The sequence below is a fragment of the Oryzomonas japonica genome (genome assembly GCF_008802365.1).
GTDB classification, from domain to species: domain Bacteria; phylum Desulfobacterota; class Desulfuromonadia; order Geobacterales; family Pseudopelobacteraceae; genus Oryzomonas; species Oryzomonas japonica.
Genome location: NZ_VZQZ01000003.1, coordinates 128,222 through 146,711, shown reverse-complemented (window position 1 = coordinate 146,711; position 18,490 = coordinate 128,222). Strand labels below are relative to the sequence as shown.

The window sequence follows — 18,490 nt, the reverse complement described above, 5'->3', positions numbered from 1 at the left end:
TTACGAGGTACCCCCATGGAACTGAAAACAAGAATATGGATGACCGGCGCATTGGAGTGGTACGGGTATGTGGGCGACCAGCAGATGTTCCTCGGCCAGCGTTCCTTCCCCAGCCCACTGGAAGAGGGGGACGAGTGGACCACCGAGATCGGTGACATGTTCAAGGTCATTGATGGCGAGATCCGCCTGTTGGGGAAAACCGAGCCCCCCCGGAAGTTCTGGTAGGCTACGGAGGGCAGCGCCCCCGCCCTCCCCTTCTTTTCGCTTCTCCGCGCTTTACTTCGCGCCGGGGCTCTGCTATCACCATCCCATGTCCAACCATGTGCCCCACATCATCGAAGTAGCCATCCCGCTCCACCTGGACCGGACCTTCCACTACCGCGTCCCCCGGGAGATGGAGGGGCAGGCCCTTGCCGGGCGGCGCGCCTTTGTCCCCTTCGGCCGCCGCAGGTTGACCGGCTACATTCTGGGAAACGTGACGGAAACCCCGCCCCATGAACTGAAAGAGATCTTCGAGGTGCTCGATCCCGAGCCGCTCTGGACGGACAGCGAACTGGAGTTCTTCCGCTGGGTGGCTTCCTACTACCTGCATCCCTTGGGCGAAGTCCTCAAAACAGCCCTTCCGGCCGGCATCAATATCCAGGAGCGCAAGGGAGTGGGCCAGGCCGACCCCACCGTCAGCGGCGGGAAGGCCATCAAGACCGAGATCGTCTACCGGGCCTCAGCGCCGTGCGAGCCCGTTCCCCACCTGGGCGCCAAGGCGGCGGACATCCTGGGTGTGATCAGGGAGGCGGGAGATATCCCGGCGGCCGAGTTGCGACGGCGTTTCGGCACCTGTTCACCCCAGCTCAAGCGGCTGGCGGAATTGGGCCTCGTGACCGGCGAGACGCGGGAGGTCTATCGCAACCCGTTCGGCGACGATGTTGTGAAGCGCGACACCCCCCGGGTCCTTTCTCCGCACCAGCAGGCAGCCCTGGACGCCCTCTGCGCGGCGCTGGACCGGCACGCCTTTGCGCCCTTCCTGCTGCACGGCGTGACCGGCAGCGGCAAGACCGAGGTATATCTCCAGGCCATCGACCAGGCCCTGGGGCAGGAAAAAAACGCCCTGGTGCTGGTGCCGGAAATATCCCTGACCCCCCAACTGGTGCAGCGCTTCCGCGCCCGCTTCGGCCACGGCATTGCCATCCTGCACAGCGGCCTCTCCGACGGGGAGCGCTATGACGAGTGGCGACGCATCAGGCGCGGCCAGGCCCGCATCGTCATCGGCGCCCGCTCGGCCATCTTCGCCCCTCTGGCCCGCATCGGCATCATCATCGTCGACGAGGAGCACGAGGCATCCTTCAAACAGGCCGACGGCCTGCGCTACAACGCCCGCGACCTGGCCCTGGTCAGGGGCAGGATGGAGCGGGCCGTGGTCCTGCTCGGATCGGCCACGCCGCTGGTCACCAGCCGGTATGCCGCGGAGCACGGCAAGCTGGCGCTCCTCACCCTGCCGGAACGGGTTGAGCACCGCCCCATGCCCACCGTCGAGCTGGCCCCCATGAAGGGGGTTGCCACGGCCATCAGCCCGCTCCTAGTTCCGGCCCTGGAGGCGACCCTGGCCGCCGGCGAACAGGCGATCATCTTTCTCAACCGCCGCGGCTTTGCCACCTATCTGGTCTGCGCGGAGTGCGGCGCGCCCCTGGCGTGCCCCAACTGCTCCGTGTCCCTCACCTACCACCGCCAACGGGGCCAGAGCGTCTGCCATTACTGCGATTACGCCATCCCCGCCCCCGGCATCTGTCCTGCCTGCGGCTGCCAGGAGTTGAAGGAGCTGGGGGCCGGCACCGAACGTCTGGAGCACGACCTGCGCGAACTGGTGCCCCAGGCGCGCATCCTGCGCATGGACAGCGATACCACCGGCGGCAAGGGGAGCCACGGGCGCCTCCTAGCCCGCATGTCCGACGGCAGTGCGGACATCCTGGTGGGGACCCAGATGATCGCCAAGGGGCACGATTTCCCCGGCGTGACCCTGGTGGGCGTGGTCAATGCCGAGGCCAGCCTGGGCATGCCCGATTTCCGCGCGGCCGAGCGCACCTTTCAGCTTCTGTCCCAGGTCATCGGCCGGGCCGGACGGGGGGACACCCCCGGCCGGGTGATCGTCCAGACGCTCAACAGCGACCATTACGCCATCCAGAACGCCGTACAACATGACGGCGATGCCTTCTACCGCCAGGAGCTGGAATTCCGCCGCGAGGTTGGCTACCCCCCCTTCAGCTTTCTGGCCTGCCTCGGCTTTTCCGGCACAACGGAGGGACCGGTGGAAGAGCATGCCGAGGCCATAACCCGTTTGTTGGCGCAGCTGAAACGGGAAAAAGGCCTGCGTGTGGAAATCCTGGGGCCGGCCCCGGCGCCCCTGTACCGCCTGCGGGGCCGTTTCCGCCGTCAGATCCTGCTCAAATCCCCCACCCGCAACGATCTGCGCCGCCTGATCGCCGCCTGGCAGCAGAATCGCCCTGTCGTTTCGACCATCCGCGAGTATGTGGATATCGATCCGGTGGATATGATGTGACGGATGAACCTCAACAATTCTGCCACAGAGACGCAGAGACACAGAGAACGTCAAAAGCAGAACCTTTTTTACAGGGATGAACAGGATAAACGGGATAAGATCTGAAACCTGGTTACAGGCAAAAGCATAAAGCTTTATCCTGTTTATCCCCTACTCCCTGTCAATAAGGCTTTCTCTGTGTCTCTGTGTCTCTGTGGCAGATTTTTTGTACGTGAGTTGTCAGTTCTGGCGCATCTTAGCTACCAGAAAGAGCTCGACGGTTACGATCTCGTTTACCAAGTGCTGGCCGAGTTTTTCGAAAAGCCTCCCCGAGCCGTAAATGGCCCCCCAACGCGTGCGGTCAAGATCGCACAGCACCCTGGCCTTGAGTTGGCCATCCGGCTGGGGCGCCACTTCGGCCGTGAGCGGCAACTCCCTTTTCACGCCTCTCAGTTCAAGGCTGCCCATCACCCGGTAGACAAGAGAACAGGTGGACGCCTCCGGCAGAAGCTCCGAGCCGTTGATGACATAGACCGCCTCCGGGTAGGTGGCCACATCGAAAAAATCGTCGGATTTCAGATGACTGACCAACATGCGGTTGTACCCCTCATCCTTCAGGTCGATGTCCGCAATGGACCCCATGTCCAGGGTGATGCTTCCGCCGGCCGGCCCCCCCTTTTTCACCAGAATCTCTCCGCCCGCTACGGCTATGGTGCCGTAGTGCCTGCCGTTCAGATTGCGTCCCATCCATTCCAGCCGACTGGCAGCGCAATCCACCACGTACCCGCCATCCGCGATGGCGATCTCCGGGACAGCCGGGCCTTGGCCCGCCTCCACCCCATATCCGGCCGCCCGCCAGGCGGCCAGGCCGCCGGCCAGTTCCCGCACCTCCCGATATCCGGCACGCCTCAGTTTTTCCACCGCAACCGAGGCCTCCCGCGAGCGGGCACTGGCGCCATACACCACCAGCGGCGTGTCCCGGTCGCTGACGATCTTTGTCAGGTTTTCCAGAAACGCCATCTCATACACGCACGCATTGCTCGCGCCCGGGATATGGCGCTCCCCGAAGTATTCGGGAGGAAGCACATCGACCAGGCAGACAGGGCCGCCCGAATCCAGTAGCGATTTTAATTCACCTGCCGAGATACTGGACAGCATGATTATCACACACCTTTCACCCCCAACGTATACGAGGAGGGCCGATCATTTTAACCCTTTGTTTTTAATTATATGCCTGCCTTGTTGCCCGTCAATCAGATTATTGTTGTCTTATTTGACGGCCAATTTTTCTTTGCCCACCTGTGGTGCTTTGTGTTATACAAATCCACTGCTTTTGCACAACGTTTCACCTCAATTTGACAGGAGTGTTCGATGATTACCTTTCAAGGCGTGCACAAGTGGTTCAAGAGCCTGCACGTACTCAACGATATCAATCTGCACGTAACCTCCGGCGAAGTGCTGGTCGTCTGCGGGCCGTCCGGCTCCGGCAAGTCCACCCTGATCCGCACCATCAATCAGCTCGAACCGATCGACAAGGGGACGCTGACGGTTGACGGCATGGACCTGCTGGACAAAAAGACCGATATCAACAAACTGCGGGCCGAAGTCGGCTTTGTCTTCCAGCAGTTCAATCTGTACCCCCACCTTTCCGTCCTGAACAACATCATCCTGGCCCCCACCAAGATTCGCAAGACCGCCAAGAGAGATGCCGAAGAGCAGGCCATGGCGTTGTTGGAGCGGGTCGGGCTGGCTGAGAAACGCAATGCCTACCCGTCGCAGCTTTCCGGCGGCCAGCAGCAACGCGTGGCCATCGCCCGCGCCCTGGCGATGAAACCGAGGATCATGCTCTTCGACGAGCCCACCTCGGCCCTCGACCCGGAGATGATCGGCGAGGTTCTGGCGGTCATGAAGGATTTGGCCGTAAGCGGCATGACCATGGTTGTGGTCACCCACGAGATGGGGTTTGCCCGCGAGGTTGCCCACCGGGTGGCTTTCATGGATGCCGGCACCGTTCTGGAGGAGGCTACGCCCGACGAGTTTTTCAGCAGGCCGAAGCACGAGCGCGCTCAACAGTTCCTGCGCCAGCTTCTGACGCCGATGCACTGCGAATGTCCTTAGAACCGGGATTTCCGGTCTGTACTACCACTCTTGAAGGAGGAATTCGACATGAAGAAACTGGTAACATTATTCATGGTCACGGTGCTGGCCTCGATGGCCGCCAAAACGGTGCTGGCCGCTGATACGCTGGCTGATGTGAAGAAAAAAGGAGTGCTGGTGGCCGGGGTCAAGGACTCCCTCCCCCCCTTCGGCTATGTGGACGAGAAAACCCGCACCATTGTTGGGTATGACATTGACTTCATCAACGCCATCGCCAAAAAGCTGGGCGTCAGGGTAGAACTCAAGCCGGTCACCTCGGCCAGCCGCATGCCCCAGTTGCAGGAATCACACATCGACATCATCGCCGCCACCATGACCAAAAACCCCGAGCGGGCCAAACAGGTCGACTTCAGCCACACCTACTTCTTCACCGGCCAGAAGTTCATCACCAAAAAAGGGACCGTCAAGAGTTTGAAGGACCTGGAAGGCAAAAAGATCGGTACCGCCAAGGGTTCCACCTCGGAGCAGAACGTGAAGAAGGCCCTGCCTACCGCCACCGTGCTCTCCTTTGACGACTATCCCCAGGCACTGCTCGCCCTGGAGCAGGGCAAGGTATTCGCCGTGACGACCGATGAGGCCATCCTGGCCGGCATCCTGGCCAAGGCCCCCAACAAGGCCCGCTTCGAAATCCCGCGCGTCCAGATCTCCGACGAGCCCTACGGCCTCGGCATGCGCAAGGGCGACAAGCGCTTCGTGGATTTCGTCAACAAGACCATCCTGGATATGGAGAAGTCAGGCGAAGCCGCCCGGATTTTCAACAAATGGTTCGGCCCCACGACCCAGTTCCATCTGCAACGCAACTTCAAGATCACGGCCGGCAAGTAATACAGAGTTTGTAACGTCCAGCAGGCGGGGGGTGCGGAGAAGGCTCCTGCCCCCCGCCCCGCTTTCCATGAGGGTTTCACGTGCTTAATTATCAATTCGACTGGTCGACCGTAACCTCGGGCAAGTATTTCGATTGGCTGGCCTCGGGAGTCAAGGTCACCCTGCAACTCTCGGCACTCTCCATTGTGCTTGCCTTCATCCTGGGGCTGTTGATCGCCGTCATGCGCATGAGCAACAACAAGCCGGTCCGCTGGATTGCCCATGCCTACCTGGAATTTTTCCGCAACACCCCGCTCCTGGTGCAGATATTCTTCTGGTACTTCGGGTCGTACAAGATCCTTCCGACCGCCGTGAACGACTGGCTGAACAGCACCAACTTCGAGTTCGCCGCCGCCGTGATCGCCCTGACCATCTACACCTCGGCCTTCATCGCCGAAGACATCCGTTCCGGCGTGCTGTCCATCCCCAAGGAGCAGATGGAGGCGGCCCGCAGCGCGGGTTTCTCCTACCTCCGCTCCATGCAGTACATCATCCTGCCCCAGGCGGTCCGTCTCACGGTGCCGCCGCTGGTGAACCAGTTTCTCAACCTGGCCAAGAACTCGTCCCTGGCCATGACGATCGGTGTCATGGAACTGACCTACCAGGCCCGCCAGGTGGAGAGCTACACCTTCAAGGGCTTCGAGGCGTTCACCGCAGCAACCGTGGTCTACGTGGCTATTTCGCTTGTTATCACCGCCCTGGTGAACATCTACAACGAGAAAGTCCTCAACATTCACAAGGCGGCCTGATATGGATCAATTTTTCAATATATCGGTGATTGCCGACAACTTCACCTACTTCATGATCGGCCGCTTTCCCAACGGCCCTCTGGGCGGCCTGGGCCTGACCCTGTACCTGGCGTCGGTTTCCTGCGTCCTCTCCTTTTTCGGCGGCCTGATTCTGGGATTGCTCAGCATCTCCCGTTTTCGGGCCGTGCGCTACCCCGCCGTCGCCTTCATCAACCTCGTGCGCGGCATGCCGCTTCTGATGGTCATCTTCTGGATGTACTTCCTCTTGCCGGCCCTGTTCGGCAAGGTGGCCGAAAGCCAGACCGTCATCATGGCGCTGACCCTGTTCACCTCGGCCTACATGTCCCGCATCGTGGTGGCCGGTATCGAGGGTATCCCCAAGGGGCAGACCGAGGCGGCCATCTCCACCGGCCTCAAGCCGTGGCAGGCCATGCTCTATATCGTACTTCCCCAGGGATTGCGCAACATGATCCCCTCCTTCGTCAACCAGTTCGTTTCCCTGATCAAGGACACCTCTCTGGCTTTCATCGTCGGCGTATCCGAACTGACCCATGTGGGAACCCAGATCAATAACCGGACCATGGCCTATCCGACGGAAATCTTCGTTTTCATCGCCCTGATCTATTTTATTGTCTGCTACGCTTTCACCTCCCTTTCCCGCTGGCTGGAACAGCGGTTGGCCTGGCGCAAGGCTATTTGACGCCCATCTCCGCGAAATTCATTACAGCGGCTTGTCACCGGCCGAATCTCTGATAAGATTGCTGTCGATACGGACGCGCCGTCCTGGCGTTGTCCGTACGACCTTTCTCTCGTTTGGGGAACATCGTGAACCGTCATGTCCCACCCAACCCAGTCCCACCCCAGCTGAGAAAATCTCTGTCCTCCTGTCCGGCGACTGCCATGATTGCCCTCCCGCCGGGAAAACATTTCATTCCATCTGCATCTGATCATCATTTTGATAGAGACGCACGCGCCGCCGACACGGCGGGACGTCGCTTCGAGGCATGACAATGACGTCGCCCCCATCCCCAGACGACCTCACCATCCTGTATGTGGAGGATGAAGACACCTCGCGGGAGCAGGTCAAACGCATGCTCGGCCTGCGCGGCTACCGGCTGATCGTGGCCGCAAACGGCCGGGAAGGTCTGGAGCTCTACCAGGCGCATACCCCCGACATCGTACTGACCGATATCATGATGCCGTTCATGAGCGGGCTGGATATGGCACGGGAGATCCGCAGCAGGGCCCGCGATGCCCAGATTATCGTCGTGACGGCCTTCAACGATATCGACTACCTGCTCCAGGCCATCGATATCGGCATCAACCAATTCGTCCTCAAACCGGTGGCCTTCCAGAAACTTTACGAGGCCATCGAACGGAGCATCAACGTTGTGACGATGCAGCGACAACTCCGCCGGCAAAACGAACACATCCGCCTGCTTTCCAGTGCCCTCGAGCAAAGTCCCAGCATGGCGATCATCACCGATACCACCGGCGTCATCGAATACGTGAACCGCAAGTTCTGCGAGATAACCGGCTTTGACGCCGACGAAGCGATCGGACGGACACCGCGTATCCTCAAATCAGGCGAGACCTCCCCCGAAGTCTACCAGGATTTGTGGTCCACGATTCTCCAGGGAAACGAATGGCACGGCAGCATGCAGAACCGGAAGAAAAACGGCGATCTCTTCTGGGAAAACGTGAGCATATCCCCCCTCAAAGCCCCTGACGGCTCATTGCTCAAGTTCATCAAGAACGGGGAGGATGTCACCCGGCAGAGAAAGCTGGAAGCGGAGAGTCTGCGGTCCAGGAAGATGGAAGCCATCGGTATTCTGGCCGGCGGCATGGCCCACGACTTCAACAATCTGTTGCAGGTGATCCTCGGCTACATTTCCCTGGCTAAGCTGCATGTCAACGCCCCCCAGACCATCATCGAGATGCTCGAGACGGCGGAACAGACCTCGCTGCGCGCCAAGGAGTTGAGCCTGCGCCTGCTGGCATTTTCCAAGGGAGGGGACTCCTTTGTGCATCCCGCGCCCCTTGCCCCGCTGATCGCATCGGCCATCGCTGCCGTACTCAGGGATAAACCGGCCATAGCGAGCGAAGTCACTATCGCGTCCGACCTGCACCGGGTAAGGATGGACGACTCCCAGATGGAGCGGACCTTTTCCAACCTGGCGGTCAATGCCGTCGAGGCCATGCCCCAGGGCGGGACCCTGCGGGTCGAAGCGGAGAATGTAACCATAGGCGAGCAGGATGCCCTGTCTCTCCCGGCGGGGGAGTACGTTCATCTGACGTTCCACGACACCGGAACCGGCATCACCCCCGAAAACCTGCCCAGGGTCTTCGACCCCTACTTTACCACCAAGGAGATGGGCAGTCAGAAGGGCATGGGGCTCAGCTTGGCTCTCTGCCACTCCATCATCCGCAAACACAAGGGCGCCATCAACGCCGAATCCACACCCGGCAAAGGGACGACCTTTCACATCTATCTGCCGGCCCTCCCGGACGAACCAACAGCTCCGCACGAAACGGCGTCCCCGTAAGCCGCCCCGCTCCCCGGCCCGCAAACGGCCGGGACGCCACTCCAGCGGAAGCCACCATTTCACTTCTGCCGCCGATTCTGATATGGTAAGATCGTTGCACAACCATCTTGCGGAGTCAGAATGTACCACGGCGGCATCTATGCAGAAGAAATAGCGGGCAAGGCGTACGATACCCGCCTGCTGACCCGTTTTGCCCGCTATGTTGCCCCCTACCGCACGGCGATCGTCGCGGTGCTGATCACCGTACCGATAGTTGCCGCCTGCCGCCTTGCTCAACCCTGGATCATCAAGTTGGCCATCGACGGCCACATCACCACCGGCAGATTGGCCGGTTTGGAAGGGATCGCCCTGGCCTTCCTGGCGGTCCTGCTGTCCGAATCCCTCCTCGCCTTTTTACAGATTTACCTGCTCCAATCCGTCGGCCAGCGGGTCATGGCCGACATACGCAACGAGCTCTACCGCCATGTCATGCGCCTGCCGGTCTCCTGGTTCGACCGGGTGCCCACGGGCAGCGCCGTCACCCGCCTGACCAGCGACGTGGAGGTATTGGGCGAGATGTTCGCCTCGGGGATCATTACCATCGTGGGTGACGTCATGCTCCTGGTGGGCATCATCTCGGTCATGCTCTGGATGAACCTGAAGCTGTCGTTGGTGACCTTCAGCGTCCTCCCCCTGCTCCTGTACGTTGCCTGGGCCTTTCGCCGCAGGATGCGCCAATCGTTCCGCGAGGTGCGGGCACGCCTGGGGCGCCTCAACGCCTTTCTGGCCGAGTCCATCGGCGGCATCAGCATCATCCAGGCGTTCAACCGCGAACGGGACGAAGAGCGGCGCTTCAGCAACCTGAACGCATCCTACCGGGACGCCAACATGCCGGTCATCTTCTGGGATGCGTCATTGTACGCCATCGTGGAGGCTCTGTCGTCCATCGCCGTGGCCCTGATCATCTGGTACGGAGGCGGCGAGATCATCAGGGGCGCCCTGACCTTCGGGGTTTTGGTGGCCTTCATCCAGTATATCGAAAAATTCTTCACCCCCATCCGCGACCTGTCGGCCAAGTATTCGGTCATGCAGGGGGCCATGGCGGCCTTGGAACGGATCTTTGCCCTGCTGGACACACCGGCGGACAAGCCGGTTCACCAGGCCCCCGTGCCCGCCTTTGCCGAAGAAGGCCGCTCACCCGGAGAAACTTTCGGGCAGAGGCCTCCCCTGATCGAATTCCGTAACGTCTCCTTTGCCTACCGCGAGGGGGACAACGCCCTGGAGGAGTTCAGCCTGGTCCTCCGGCGCGGCGAGCGGATCGCACTGGTGGGGGAAAGCGGCGGCGGCAAGACCACCATCACGCGGCTTTTGACGCGCCTCTACGAGATCGACAGCGGCAGCATCCTCATTGACGGCATAGATGTGCGCAACATGCAGGGAAGCGACCTGCGCCGGCGCATCGGCATCGTCCTCCAGGACCCCTGCCTGTTTGCCGGCAGTATCGAGTTCAACATCTGCCTGGGGGACGAAGAGGCGCGGACGCGGGTCCGAACGGCGGCCGCCGCGGTCGGGGCCGACCGCTTCATCGAGCGCCTGCCCCAGGGGTACGGGGAAGAGGTCCGGGAGCGGGGTAACAACCTGTCCGTAGGGGAAAAACAGCTCATCTCCTTTGCCCGGGCCGTGGCCTTTGATCCCGAGGTGCTGGTGCTGGACGAGGCGACCGCCAGCGTGGATTCCGCCTCGGAGCAGATGATCCAGGAGGGGATCAGGGGATTGATGCAGGGGCGCACCTCCCTGGTTATCGCCCACCGGCTTTCCACCATCCAGGACGCCGACCGGATCGTGGTGGTGCACCGGGGCCGCAAATCGGAGGAGGGGACGCACCAGGAGCTCATGGAGGCCAAGGGGCTCTATTACCGGCTGCACCAGTTGCAGTTCAACGGCCTTTAAAAAAAGTGAATGGTGAAAGGTGAAAGCGAGACGTTAAAAGCCTTTTCCCTCCATTCACTATTCACTATTCACGATTCACAAAGTTCTAGCCAGACCCTGTTGCATAACGACGCGGAAACTGATACGGTTACCCCATCATAAGGACCCATTTTCGGAGGAACCCATGTGCACCACTTGCGGCTGCGGCCCGACAGATACGCACGACCATGACCACCAGCACGGCGACCATCACCACAGCCACAGCCATAGCCACGATCACGACCATGATCACGAGCACCATGACCATGATCACGAGCACCATGACCATGATCATGAAGCCCACGATCATCACGACCACGACCACGACCACGGCGACCGGAAACGGACCGTGATCAGCATCGAAGAGGACATCCTGGCCAAGAACAACCGTCTGGCCTCCTTCAATCGCGCCCTGTTCAAGGACAAGGGCATCTTCGTCCTCAACCTGGTAAGCTCTCCCGGATCGGGCAAGACCACCCTTTTGGAGCGTACCCTGCGGGACTTGGGTGACCGGTTCCGTTTTGCCGTGATCGAGGGGGATCAGCAGACCGACAATGACGCCCAGCGCATCGCCGCCACCGGCGTAGCGGTCCGTCAGATCAACACCGGCGCCGGCTGCCACCTGGACGCCCATATGGTCATGCACGGCACCGATGGATTTGATCTGGACAATCTGGACGTGCTCCTCATAGAAAACGTGGGCAACCTGGTCTGTCCGGCCTCCTTCGACCTGGGAGAGCACCACAAGGTGGCGGTCCTCTCGGTGACCGAGGGTGAGGACAAGCCGCTCAAGTACCCCCAGATGTTTCACAACTCCACGGTCATGCTGCTCAATAAGACCGACCTGCTCCCCCACTTGGACTTTGATGTGGAAAAATGCAAGGAATACGCCCGCAGGGTAAGCCCCGGCATCACCATCTTCGAGGTTTCGGCGCGCACCGGCGAGGGGATGGACGGATGGTACCAATGGCTGGCAACGGGGACGGCAAAGCCATAGTCCGCAAGCGTTTCCTCATCAGCGGCATCGTCCAGGGCGTCGGGTTCCGTCCCTTCGTGTTCCGCTCGGCCTGCGAACTCGGCCTGACCGGCTGGGTGCGCAACATCCCCGCCGGGGTGGAGATCGAGGTCCAGGGTACGGTTGACACGCTGGAAGCGTTCCAGCACAGCCTGACCCATGACCTCCCTCCCCTGGCCACTGTCACGTCCAGTTTCACGGAGGATATCCCCCCGGTCCCGGAGCGCGGCTTCACCATCCTCCCCAGCGGGGATGGAGCGAAGAATATCCAGGTGGCGCCCGACTCCGCCCTCTGCGGCGACTGCCTGCGGGAGCTGTTCGATCCGGCCGACCGGCGGTACCGTTACCCGTTCATTACCTGCACCAACTGCGGCCCCCGCTACAGCATCATCACCGCTATCCCCTACGACCGCCCCCGGACCACCATGGCCGAATTCCCGGTCTGCCCCAATTGCCGCCGGGAGTACGACGACCCGGCAGACCGGCGTTTCCATGCCCAACCCATCGCCTGCCCGGTCTGCGGCCCGCAGCTCCGCCTGCTGGATGGTAACGCCAATCCGGTCGCGGAGCGCGACGATGCCCTCATCCAGGCTATCGAACTCCTGAGGGGGGGCAAGATCCTGGCGGTCAAGGGGATCGGCGGGTATCACCTGGCCGTGGATGCCTGCAACCCGGAGGCGGTCAAGCGGCTGCGCGAGCGGAAAAAGCGGGACGAAAAGCCCTTTGCCGTCATGGCCGCCGACTTGGCGACCGCCCGCAAGCTGGTGGTGCTGGGCGACCAGGAGGAACGGCTCTTGACCGGCCCGGAGAGCCCGATCGTTATCGCCCACAAGACCCCGGATTGCCCGGTTGCGCCCCTGGTGGCGCCGGCCAACGGCTGGCTCGGCCTGATGCTGCCTTACGCGCCGGTCCATCATCTCCTGATGCGCGATCACTTCGCGGCCCTGGTGATGACCAGCGGCAACGTGTCCGACGAGCCGGTGGCCTTTGAAGATAGCGACGCCCTTAAGCGTCTGGCAGCCATCGCCGATTTTTTTCTCGTGCACAACCGGCCGATCCATGTGCGCAGCGACGATTCGGTCCTGCGCCTCTTCCAGGACAAACCGCTCTTTTACCGCCGGGCCAGGGGCTATGCGCCGCGGGCCGTGCGGCTCCCCTTCACGGTGCCGCCGCTTTTGGCCGTGGGGGCCGAACTGAAAGGGGCCGTTTGCCTGGCCCAGGGGGATCAGGCATTCCTGAGCCAGCACATCGGCGACCTGCAGAACAGCTCAACCGCCGACTCGTTCCGCCACACCATCCGGCACCTGTCGGGCATTCTCGAAATAGCGCCGCAACTGGTCGCCTGCGATCTGCATCCCGACTATATCTCCTCGCTCCATGCGACGGAATCCGGGCTGCCCCTGACACGGGTTCAGCACCACCACGCCCACATGGCGGCCTGCATGGCGGAAAACGGCTTGGAAGGCGAGGTGGTCGGCATCATCTTCGACGGTACCGGTTTCGGCACGGACGGCACGATCTGGGGTGGCGAGTTTCTGGTCGGCGGCTACGAGGGATTCCAACGGGCCGGCAACTTCCTTCCCGTACCGCTAGCCGGGGGTGACACCGCAGTACGGGAACCCTGGCGCATGGCCCTGGCGTGGCTGTACCGTTCCCAGGGCAAAGGGGCCTTTGAACTGGACCATCCGGTTGCCCGGCATCTGGATGATACCCAGAAAGGCATATTTGCCGCCATGCTGGAGCGGGGCCTCAACGCGCCGCTTACCTCCAGCTGCGGCCGTCTGTTCGATGCCGCGGCAGCCCTGCTGAACGTGCGCCAGACCGTATCCTACGACGGCCAGGCGGCCATTGAACTGGAGGCCTTGGCGGAGGCCGCGGAGGTTTCGGGGACCTACTCCTTCGGGATTACCGGCAACGAGCGGCTGGCCATCGATTTCACCCCGCTTTTCCAGGACCTCCTGGCCGATACGGCTGCCGGCACGGGGGCGGCGGCCATGGCCTACCGTTTTCACGCCACCGTGGCCCAGGCAGCCGTGGAGACTGCCGTCCGTATTGCCGGGAAAACCGGCCTCGATCGTATTGTTCTCTCCGGCGGCGTTTTTCAGAATCGCCTTTTGAGCGAAATGGTATATACTGAGCTGCTTGATCAGGGGCTACAGATATTCACCCACCGGCTGGTTCCCCCCAACGACGGCGGTATCGCCCTCGGGCAGGCGGCAATAGCCGGATGGCAGGGAAGGAGATAAACAGGTATGTGTCTTGGTGTACCCATGAAGATTCTCAGCAGGGACGGCGACACCATTGTGGCCGAGGTGGACGGTGTGCAGAAGGAGGCCAGCGTCATGCTGCTGGGCGAGGAGGTCGGGGTGGGCGACTATGTCATCGTCCATGCCGGATTCGCCATCTCGCGCCTGGATGAGGACTATGCCGAGGAGACCTTGCGGATGATGAAAGAGGTCTTTGCTCCCGAGGATATGCGATGAACAGGCGGGCATCCGGTCCTGCCGCGGAGGAGGAAGCATGAAATTTCAGGACGAATTCCGCGACCGCGAACTGGTCAGGAATATGGCCGCCAACATCCAGCGCATGGCGCAGCGGTTGAGCAAACCGGTCAACTTCATGGAAGTCTGCGGCACCCACACCATGTCCATCTACCAGTTCGGCATCCGCTCGCTGCTCCCGGAGAACGTGCGGCTCGTCTCCGGTCCCGGATGCCCGGTCTGCGTGACCCCGGTGGGCTACATGGACAAGGCCGTGGCCTGCACGGCTGATGCCCGTAATATCGTGGCCACCTTCGGCGACATGCTGCGCGTCCCCGGCAGCCGCTCATCCCTGATGGAGGAACGGGCCAAGGGCGCCGACGTGCGCATCGTCTACTCACCACTGGATGCGGTCGCCCTGGCAAATGCCAACCCCGAGCGCCGGGTGATCTTCCTGGGGATCGGCTTTGAGACCACCGCCCCGACCATCGCCGCCAGCATCCTGGAGGCGACGCGGCTCGGACTTTCGAACTACTACGTTCTGGCCTCCCACAAGACCATGCCGATCGCCATGGACCTCCTCACCGCCGACCCGGACCTCGCCCTTTCCGGCTACCTCTGTCCGGCCCACGTCAGCACGGTCATCGGCGCCAACGCCTACAAGCCGCTGGCGGAGAAATACCACATTCCCTGCGTGGTGACCGGTTTCGAGCCGGCCGACGTCATGCAGGGCATCGAGATGCTGCTGGCCCAGGTCCTGGCCGGGGAAAGCCGGGTGGAAATACAGTACAGCCGCGCCGTGAGCTGGGAAGGCAACCCCAAGGCCCAGACCATCATGGAGCGGGTCTTTGTGCCGTGCGATGCTTCCTGGCGCGGCCTGGGGATGCTCCCCGGCAGCGGCCTGGCCATCAAGCCTGAACTTGCACGCTTTGACGCCGAGAAGGCGTTGGAGATCGATCCGGGGGAAGAGCGGGAAAATCCCGCCTGCCGCTGCGGCGAGGTGCTCAAGGGGAAATTATCCCCCTTCGACTGTCCGCTCTTTTCCACGGCCTGCACGCCGGAATCTCCGGTGGGCGCCTGCATGGTGTCCAGCGAAGGGACCTGTTCAGCGGCGTACAAGTACGGAAGATAACTACGGATAAAGGGTGCCATTATGACCTCGATGCAGGACCTTAAAGACCACTACGGCTTCACCGACGACGATGAGGAATTGCTCAAAGCCTTTCAGCCCCTGGCGGCCCAACACAAGGAGCGCTTCTCCGGCGAATTCCACAACTATCTTTACGGGTTGCCCGAAACCACCGCCATCCTCAACACCAGCAATCGCCAGCGGCTTCTTGAGATGCACAGCAACTGGTTCATGTCGCTCTTTAACGGTGCCTATGATAACAACTACCTGAACCACCTGACCCGCATCGGCCACGCCCACGTCAAGGTCGGCCTGAATGTCCATTTCGTTAATGTCGCCATGAACCGGGTCCGCCACTTCCTGCTCAACCTGATCGACGAGAACTACCCGGACCGTGACGAACGGCGTGCCCTGCGCGAGGCGACCGAAAAGATCCTCGACATGAATCTGGACATCATGAGCGCCTCTTACCGCGAGGAAGAGTTGAAGAAGGTCTTTGTCTCGCGCGAACTGGAATCCCACCTCATCCGATTGGCCGAACGCTTCACCTACGGCCTCAATCTGGTGCTGGTGCTGGCCCTGGCAGGGGTTTCCATCTCGGTTGCCTTGCTGTTCGGGTGGGATCTCATCAATATTTTCCGCGGGGATGTGGAGAAAGGCATACTCAGCGCGTTGGGCGAATTGCTGATCCTCTGGATGATGATCGAGTTGATGGACAACGAGATCAAGAACCTGAAGGGTGGCAAATTTAACATCCTGGTCTTCATCGGCGTCATCATCGTGGCCATGATCCGCGAGATTCTGATCTCCACCCTGCGCCACGACGATCTGGCCACCCAGGCATTCCTGGCCGGCACCCTGCTGATCCTGGGAATCCTCTACTACCTGGTCTCCCGGGCTCAGAAGGACCTGGACAAGGCATAGCCCATGCTCCCGTTTGCGCACGTTCTGGCCGGATTCACCCTCGGTTTCACCTTTCGGAAGGAACTCGGCCGGATTCTGCGGGAAACGCCGTCCTGTTCATCCATTACAGGCCTGGCCCCGGAGCACCTCGCCGCCGTGGGCATCACGGCCCTGGCCCTGGATTTCGACGGCGTCCTGGCCCCCCACGGTTTTCCCGAGCCGCTCCCCGAAGCCCGAGAATGGCTGATCCGTTGCAGCACGGTTTTCGGCACGGACAGGATCTTCATTCTCTCCAACAAGCCGACCGAGGCCCGCAGGATCTGGTTCAGGAACCATTTTCCCGAAATCCGCTTCATCTCCGGCGTCCGCAAGAAACCCTATCCCGACGGTCTCCACAAGGTAGGCGAATTGGCCCACGCTCCCCTGTCCGCCATCCTGATGGTGGACGACCGCCTGCTGACCGGTTGTCTGGCGGCCCTCACGGCCGGTGCCCGTCCCCTCTACATCCGCAGTCCCTACCGTTCCTTCCGCCACCGTCCCTTGGCCGAGACCTTCTTCATGCTGCTGCGGGCCGGGGAACGTTTTTTTTTCAAAGGCGCCTCCCGCCTGTAAACAGACTCGTCATATTTTCCCCAGCGCCGCCTCGATCCGCTCGCAGAGGGTTTTCAGGATCTTGATGCGGGCGTAGTACTTGTCGTTGGCCTCCACCAGGGTCCAGGGCGCAATGTCGGTGCTGGTGCGGTCGATCATATCGCAGACCGCCACCTCGTACTCGCCCCACTTCTCCCGATTGCGCCAATCCTCGTCCGTGATCTTGAAACGCTTGAAGCCGATCTTCTCCCGTTCCTTGAAGCGCCTGAGTTGCTCCTCCTGGCTGATGGAGAGCCAGAACTTGACCACCACCGTATGGTTGCGCACGAGTTGCTCCTCGAAGTCGTTGATCTCACCGTAGGCCCGCATCCAGTCACCCCGGCCGCACAGCCCCTCCACCCGCTCCACCAGTACCCTGCCATACCAGGAACGGTCGAAGATGGTAAAACGCCCCTTGCGGGGGATGTTGCGCCAGAAACGCCACATATAGGGCTGGGCCAACTCCTCGTCGGTGGGGGCCGCCACCGGGATGATGCGATAGAGACGGGCGTCCAGGGCCTGGGTGACGCGACGGATGCTCCCCCCCTTGCCGGCGGCGTCGTTCCCCTCGAAGACCGTCACCACGGAGAGCTTGCGGAAACCGGCATGGCGGGTCAGCAGATTGAGCCTCCCCTGGTACTTTTCCAACTCGTCCTCGTAGTCGGATTTCTTCAATTGCTTCGACATATCCAGAGTTTTGAGGATCAGCAGGTTGTCGATGGTGGACATGATGGGAGGAATCGGCTCGTCGTGTTGCGGCGGTTCGGCGGCATCCAGCCGTTGGCGCAGGGCGGCGAGCAGGGCTTTGCCGATGGTCAGGTAGCGGTAGTTGGGATCGCTCCCCTCCACGATGGTCCAGGGTGATTCGGCGGTACTGGTGGTGCGCAGCATCCGTTCCGAGACCTTGCGAAATTTGTCGTAGAGTTTGTAATGCTGCCAGTCGGTATCAGTGACCCGCCAGCGGGTTTTGGGGTCTTTCTCCAGGCTCTTCAGGCGCTTTTTCTGCTCATCCCGGGACAGGTGCAGCCAGAACTTGAGGACCAGCGCCCCTTCGTTGCAGAGCATCCGCTCGAAGTGAACGATCCGCTCCAGCCGCTGGTCCAGTTCGGCATTTTTGATGGTGCCGTAGACGTTTTCCAGCAGGGGCGCCGAATACCAGGTGCCGATGAAGATGCCGATCTTCCCCTTGGGGGGCAACACCCGCCAGTAGCGGTACATCTGGGGGCGTTCCAACTCTTCGTCGGTCAGGTCCCGCAGGGCGTGGGTCTCGATGTGGCGCGGGTCCATCCACTCGTTGAGGAGATTGACCGTTTCCCCCTTGCCGGCGCAGTCCACACCGGCCACCAAAATGATGACCGGGAATTTCTTCGACTGGAGCAGGTCGAGCTGGGCGTCCAGCAGGGCTCCGCGCAGTTCGGGAACCTCCTTTTTCCAGACGGTTTTGCTGATCTTGTGTCCCAATTCGGCGGACTCGAACATGGTTCTCCTCCTTTAGCATGTTGTTGAAAAACAGCCATCTCGCCGCCGTCCTCGAAAGTCT

Annotated in this window: 16 protein-coding genes; 14 read left to right on the top strand and 2 right to left on the bottom strand. The window is 61.3% G+C overall.

From position 1 onward, the window contains the following. Positions 1 to 15: 15 nt before the first annotated feature. On the top strand, positions 16 to 225 hold the full coding sequence (locus F6V25_RS06460; RefSeq protein WP_151127798.1) for a hypothetical protein: 210 nt from the start codon (positions 16 to 18) through the stop codon (positions 223 to 225). Between the two features lie 85 nt (positions 226 to 310). Further along, positions 311 to 2,551, top strand: coding sequence for a replication restart helicase PriA (gene priA, locus F6V25_RS06455; protein WP_151127797.1), 2,241 nt, complete (start codon positions 311 to 313; stop codon positions 2,549 to 2,551). A 219-nt stretch (positions 2,552 to 2,770) separates the two neighbouring features. Here the strand turns inward: priA and F6V25_RS06450 are convergent, their stop codons facing one another. Continuing rightward, positions 2,771 to 3,688 (bottom strand): YceI family protein, encoded by a 918-nt coding sequence (locus F6V25_RS06450; RefSeq protein ID WP_246166985.1) that lies wholly within the window; start codon positions 3,686 to 3,688, stop codon positions 2,771 to 2,773. A gap of 213 nt (positions 3,689 to 3,901) precedes the next feature. Here F6V25_RS06450 and F6V25_RS06445 point away from each other — a divergent pair, with 213 nt between their 5' ends. The 12 genes from F6V25_RS06445 (at position 3,902) to F6V25_RS06390 (ending at position 16,932) form a co-directional block, all read left to right on the top strand. Then, the gene (locus F6V25_RS06445) at positions 3,902 to 4,648 is read left to right on the top strand and encodes an amino acid ABC transporter ATP-binding protein (protein ID WP_149306690.1); all 747 of its coding nucleotides are present in this window, start codon (positions 3,902 to 3,904) and stop codon (positions 4,646 to 4,648) included. Between the two features lie 48 nt (positions 4,649 to 4,696). After that, the gene (locus tag F6V25_RS06440) at positions 4,697 to 5,512 is read left to right on the top strand and encodes an ABC transporter substrate-binding protein (RefSeq protein WP_151127796.1); all 816 of its coding nucleotides are present in this window, start codon (positions 4,697 to 4,699) and stop codon (positions 5,510 to 5,512) included. Between the two features lie 80 nt (positions 5,513 to 5,592). Then, the gene (locus tag F6V25_RS06435; RefSeq protein ID WP_151127795.1) at positions 5,593 to 6,300 is read left to right on the top strand and encodes an amino acid ABC transporter permease; all 708 of its coding nucleotides are present in this window, start codon (positions 5,593 to 5,595) and stop codon (positions 6,298 to 6,300) included. Position 6,301: 1 nt separating this feature from the next. Next, positions 6,302 to 7,000, top strand: a complete 699-nt coding sequence (locus tag F6V25_RS06430; protein ID WP_151127794.1) for an amino acid ABC transporter permease — start codon at positions 6,302 to 6,304, stop codon at positions 6,998 to 7,000. Positions 7,001 to 7,310: 310 nt separating this feature from the next. Beyond that, on the top strand, positions 7,311 to 8,846 hold the full coding sequence (locus tag F6V25_RS06425) for a response regulator (RefSeq protein ID WP_191966098.1): 1,536 nt from the start codon (positions 7,311 to 7,313) through the stop codon (positions 8,844 to 8,846). Between the two features lie 120 nt (positions 8,847 to 8,966). Further along, a complete protein-coding gene (locus tag F6V25_RS06420) occupies positions 8,967 to 10,775 on the top strand; it encodes an ABC transporter ATP-binding protein (RefSeq protein WP_151127792.1) in 1,809 nt (602 codons plus the stop codon). Between the two features lie 163 nt (positions 10,776 to 10,938). Continuing rightward, positions 10,939 to 11,790 (top strand): hydrogenase nickel incorporation protein HypB, encoded by an 852-nt coding sequence (gene hypB / locus F6V25_RS06415; RefSeq protein ID WP_151127791.1) that lies wholly within the window; start codon positions 10,939 to 10,941, stop codon positions 11,788 to 11,790. Further along, entirely contained in the window at positions 11,760 to 14,054 is a 2,295-nt protein-coding gene (gene hypF / locus F6V25_RS06410; RefSeq protein ID WP_151127790.1) for a carbamoyltransferase HypF, read from the top strand. Before hypB ends, hypF begins: the two co-directional genes overlap by 31 nt. A 6-nt stretch (positions 14,055 to 14,060) precedes the next feature. Then, entirely contained in the window at positions 14,061 to 14,291 is a 231-nt protein-coding gene (locus F6V25_RS06405) for a HypC/HybG/HupF family hydrogenase formation chaperone (protein ID WP_151127789.1), read from the top strand. A 37-nt stretch (positions 14,292 to 14,328) separates the two neighbouring features. Beyond that, positions 14,329 to 15,420: a hydrogenase formation protein HypD gene (hypD, locus tag F6V25_RS06400; RefSeq protein WP_151127788.1), complete on the top strand. Its 1,092-nt coding sequence runs from the start codon at positions 14,329 to 14,331 to the stop codon at positions 15,418 to 15,420. A gap of 21 nt (positions 15,421 to 15,441) precedes the next feature. Continuing rightward, on the top strand, positions 15,442 to 16,341 hold the full coding sequence (locus tag F6V25_RS06395) for a protoglobin domain-containing protein (protein ID WP_151127787.1): 900 nt from the start codon (positions 15,442 to 15,444) through the stop codon (positions 16,339 to 16,341). Positions 16,342 to 16,344: 3 nt separating this feature from the next. Further along, positions 16,345 to 16,932, top strand: coding sequence for a YqeG family HAD IIIA-type phosphatase (locus F6V25_RS06390; protein WP_151127786.1), 588 nt, complete (start codon positions 16,345 to 16,347; stop codon positions 16,930 to 16,932). A 9-nt stretch (positions 16,933 to 16,941) separates the two neighbouring features. Here F6V25_RS06390 and pap read toward each other — a convergent pair whose 3' ends face one another. Continuing rightward, on the bottom strand, positions 16,942 to 18,429 hold the full coding sequence (gene pap, locus F6V25_RS06385) for a polyphosphate:AMP phosphotransferase (RefSeq protein ID WP_151127785.1): 1,488 nt from the start codon (positions 18,427 to 18,429) through the stop codon (positions 16,942 to 16,944). Positions 18,430 to 18,490: the final 61 nt, after the last annotated feature.

Coding starts and splice junctions, on each gene's coding strand:
- F6V25_RS06460 (WP_151127798.1), top strand. CDS start 16: ATGGAACTGAAAACAAGAATATGGATGACCGGCGCATTGGAGTGGTAC.
- priA (WP_151127797.1), top strand. CDS start 311: ATGTCCAACCATGTGCCCCACATCATCGAAGTAGCCATCCCGCTCCAC.
- F6V25_RS06450 (WP_246166985.1), bottom strand. CDS start 3,688: ATGCTGTCCAGTATCTCGGCAGGTGAATTAAAATCGCTACTGGATTCG.
- F6V25_RS06445 (WP_149306690.1), top strand. CDS start 3,902: ATGATTACCTTTCAAGGCGTGCACAAGTGGTTCAAGAGCCTGCACGTA.
- F6V25_RS06440 (WP_151127796.1), top strand. CDS start 4,697: ATGAAGAAACTGGTAACATTATTCATGGTCACGGTGCTGGCCTCGATG.
- F6V25_RS06430 (WP_151127794.1), top strand. CDS start 6,302: ATGGATCAATTTTTCAATATATCGGTGATTGCCGACAACTTCACCTAC.
- F6V25_RS06425 (WP_191966098.1), top strand. CDS start 7,311: ATGACGTCGCCCCCATCCCCAGACGACCTCACCATCCTGTATGTGGAG.
- F6V25_RS06420 (WP_151127792.1), top strand. CDS start 8,967: ATGTACCACGGCGGCATCTATGCAGAAGAAATAGCGGGCAAGGCGTAC.
- hypB (WP_151127791.1), top strand. CDS start 10,939: ATGTGCACCACTTGCGGCTGCGGCCCGACAGATACGCACGACCATGAC.
- hypF (WP_151127790.1), top strand. CDS start 11,760: ATGGCTGGCAACGGGGACGGCAAAGCCATAGTCCGCAAGCGTTTCCTC.
- F6V25_RS06405 (WP_151127789.1), top strand. CDS start 14,061: ATGTGTCTTGGTGTACCCATGAAGATTCTCAGCAGGGACGGCGACACC.
- hypD (WP_151127788.1), top strand. CDS start 14,329: ATGAAATTTCAGGACGAATTCCGCGACCGCGAACTGGTCAGGAATATG.
- F6V25_RS06395 (WP_151127787.1), top strand. CDS start 15,442: ATGACCTCGATGCAGGACCTTAAAGACCACTACGGCTTCACCGACGAC.
- F6V25_RS06390 (WP_151127786.1), top strand. CDS start 16,345: ATGCTCCCGTTTGCGCACGTTCTGGCCGGATTCACCCTCGGTTTCACC.
- pap (WP_151127785.1), bottom strand. CDS start 18,429: ATGTTCGAGTCCGCCGAATTGGGACACAAGATCAGCAAAACCGTCTGG.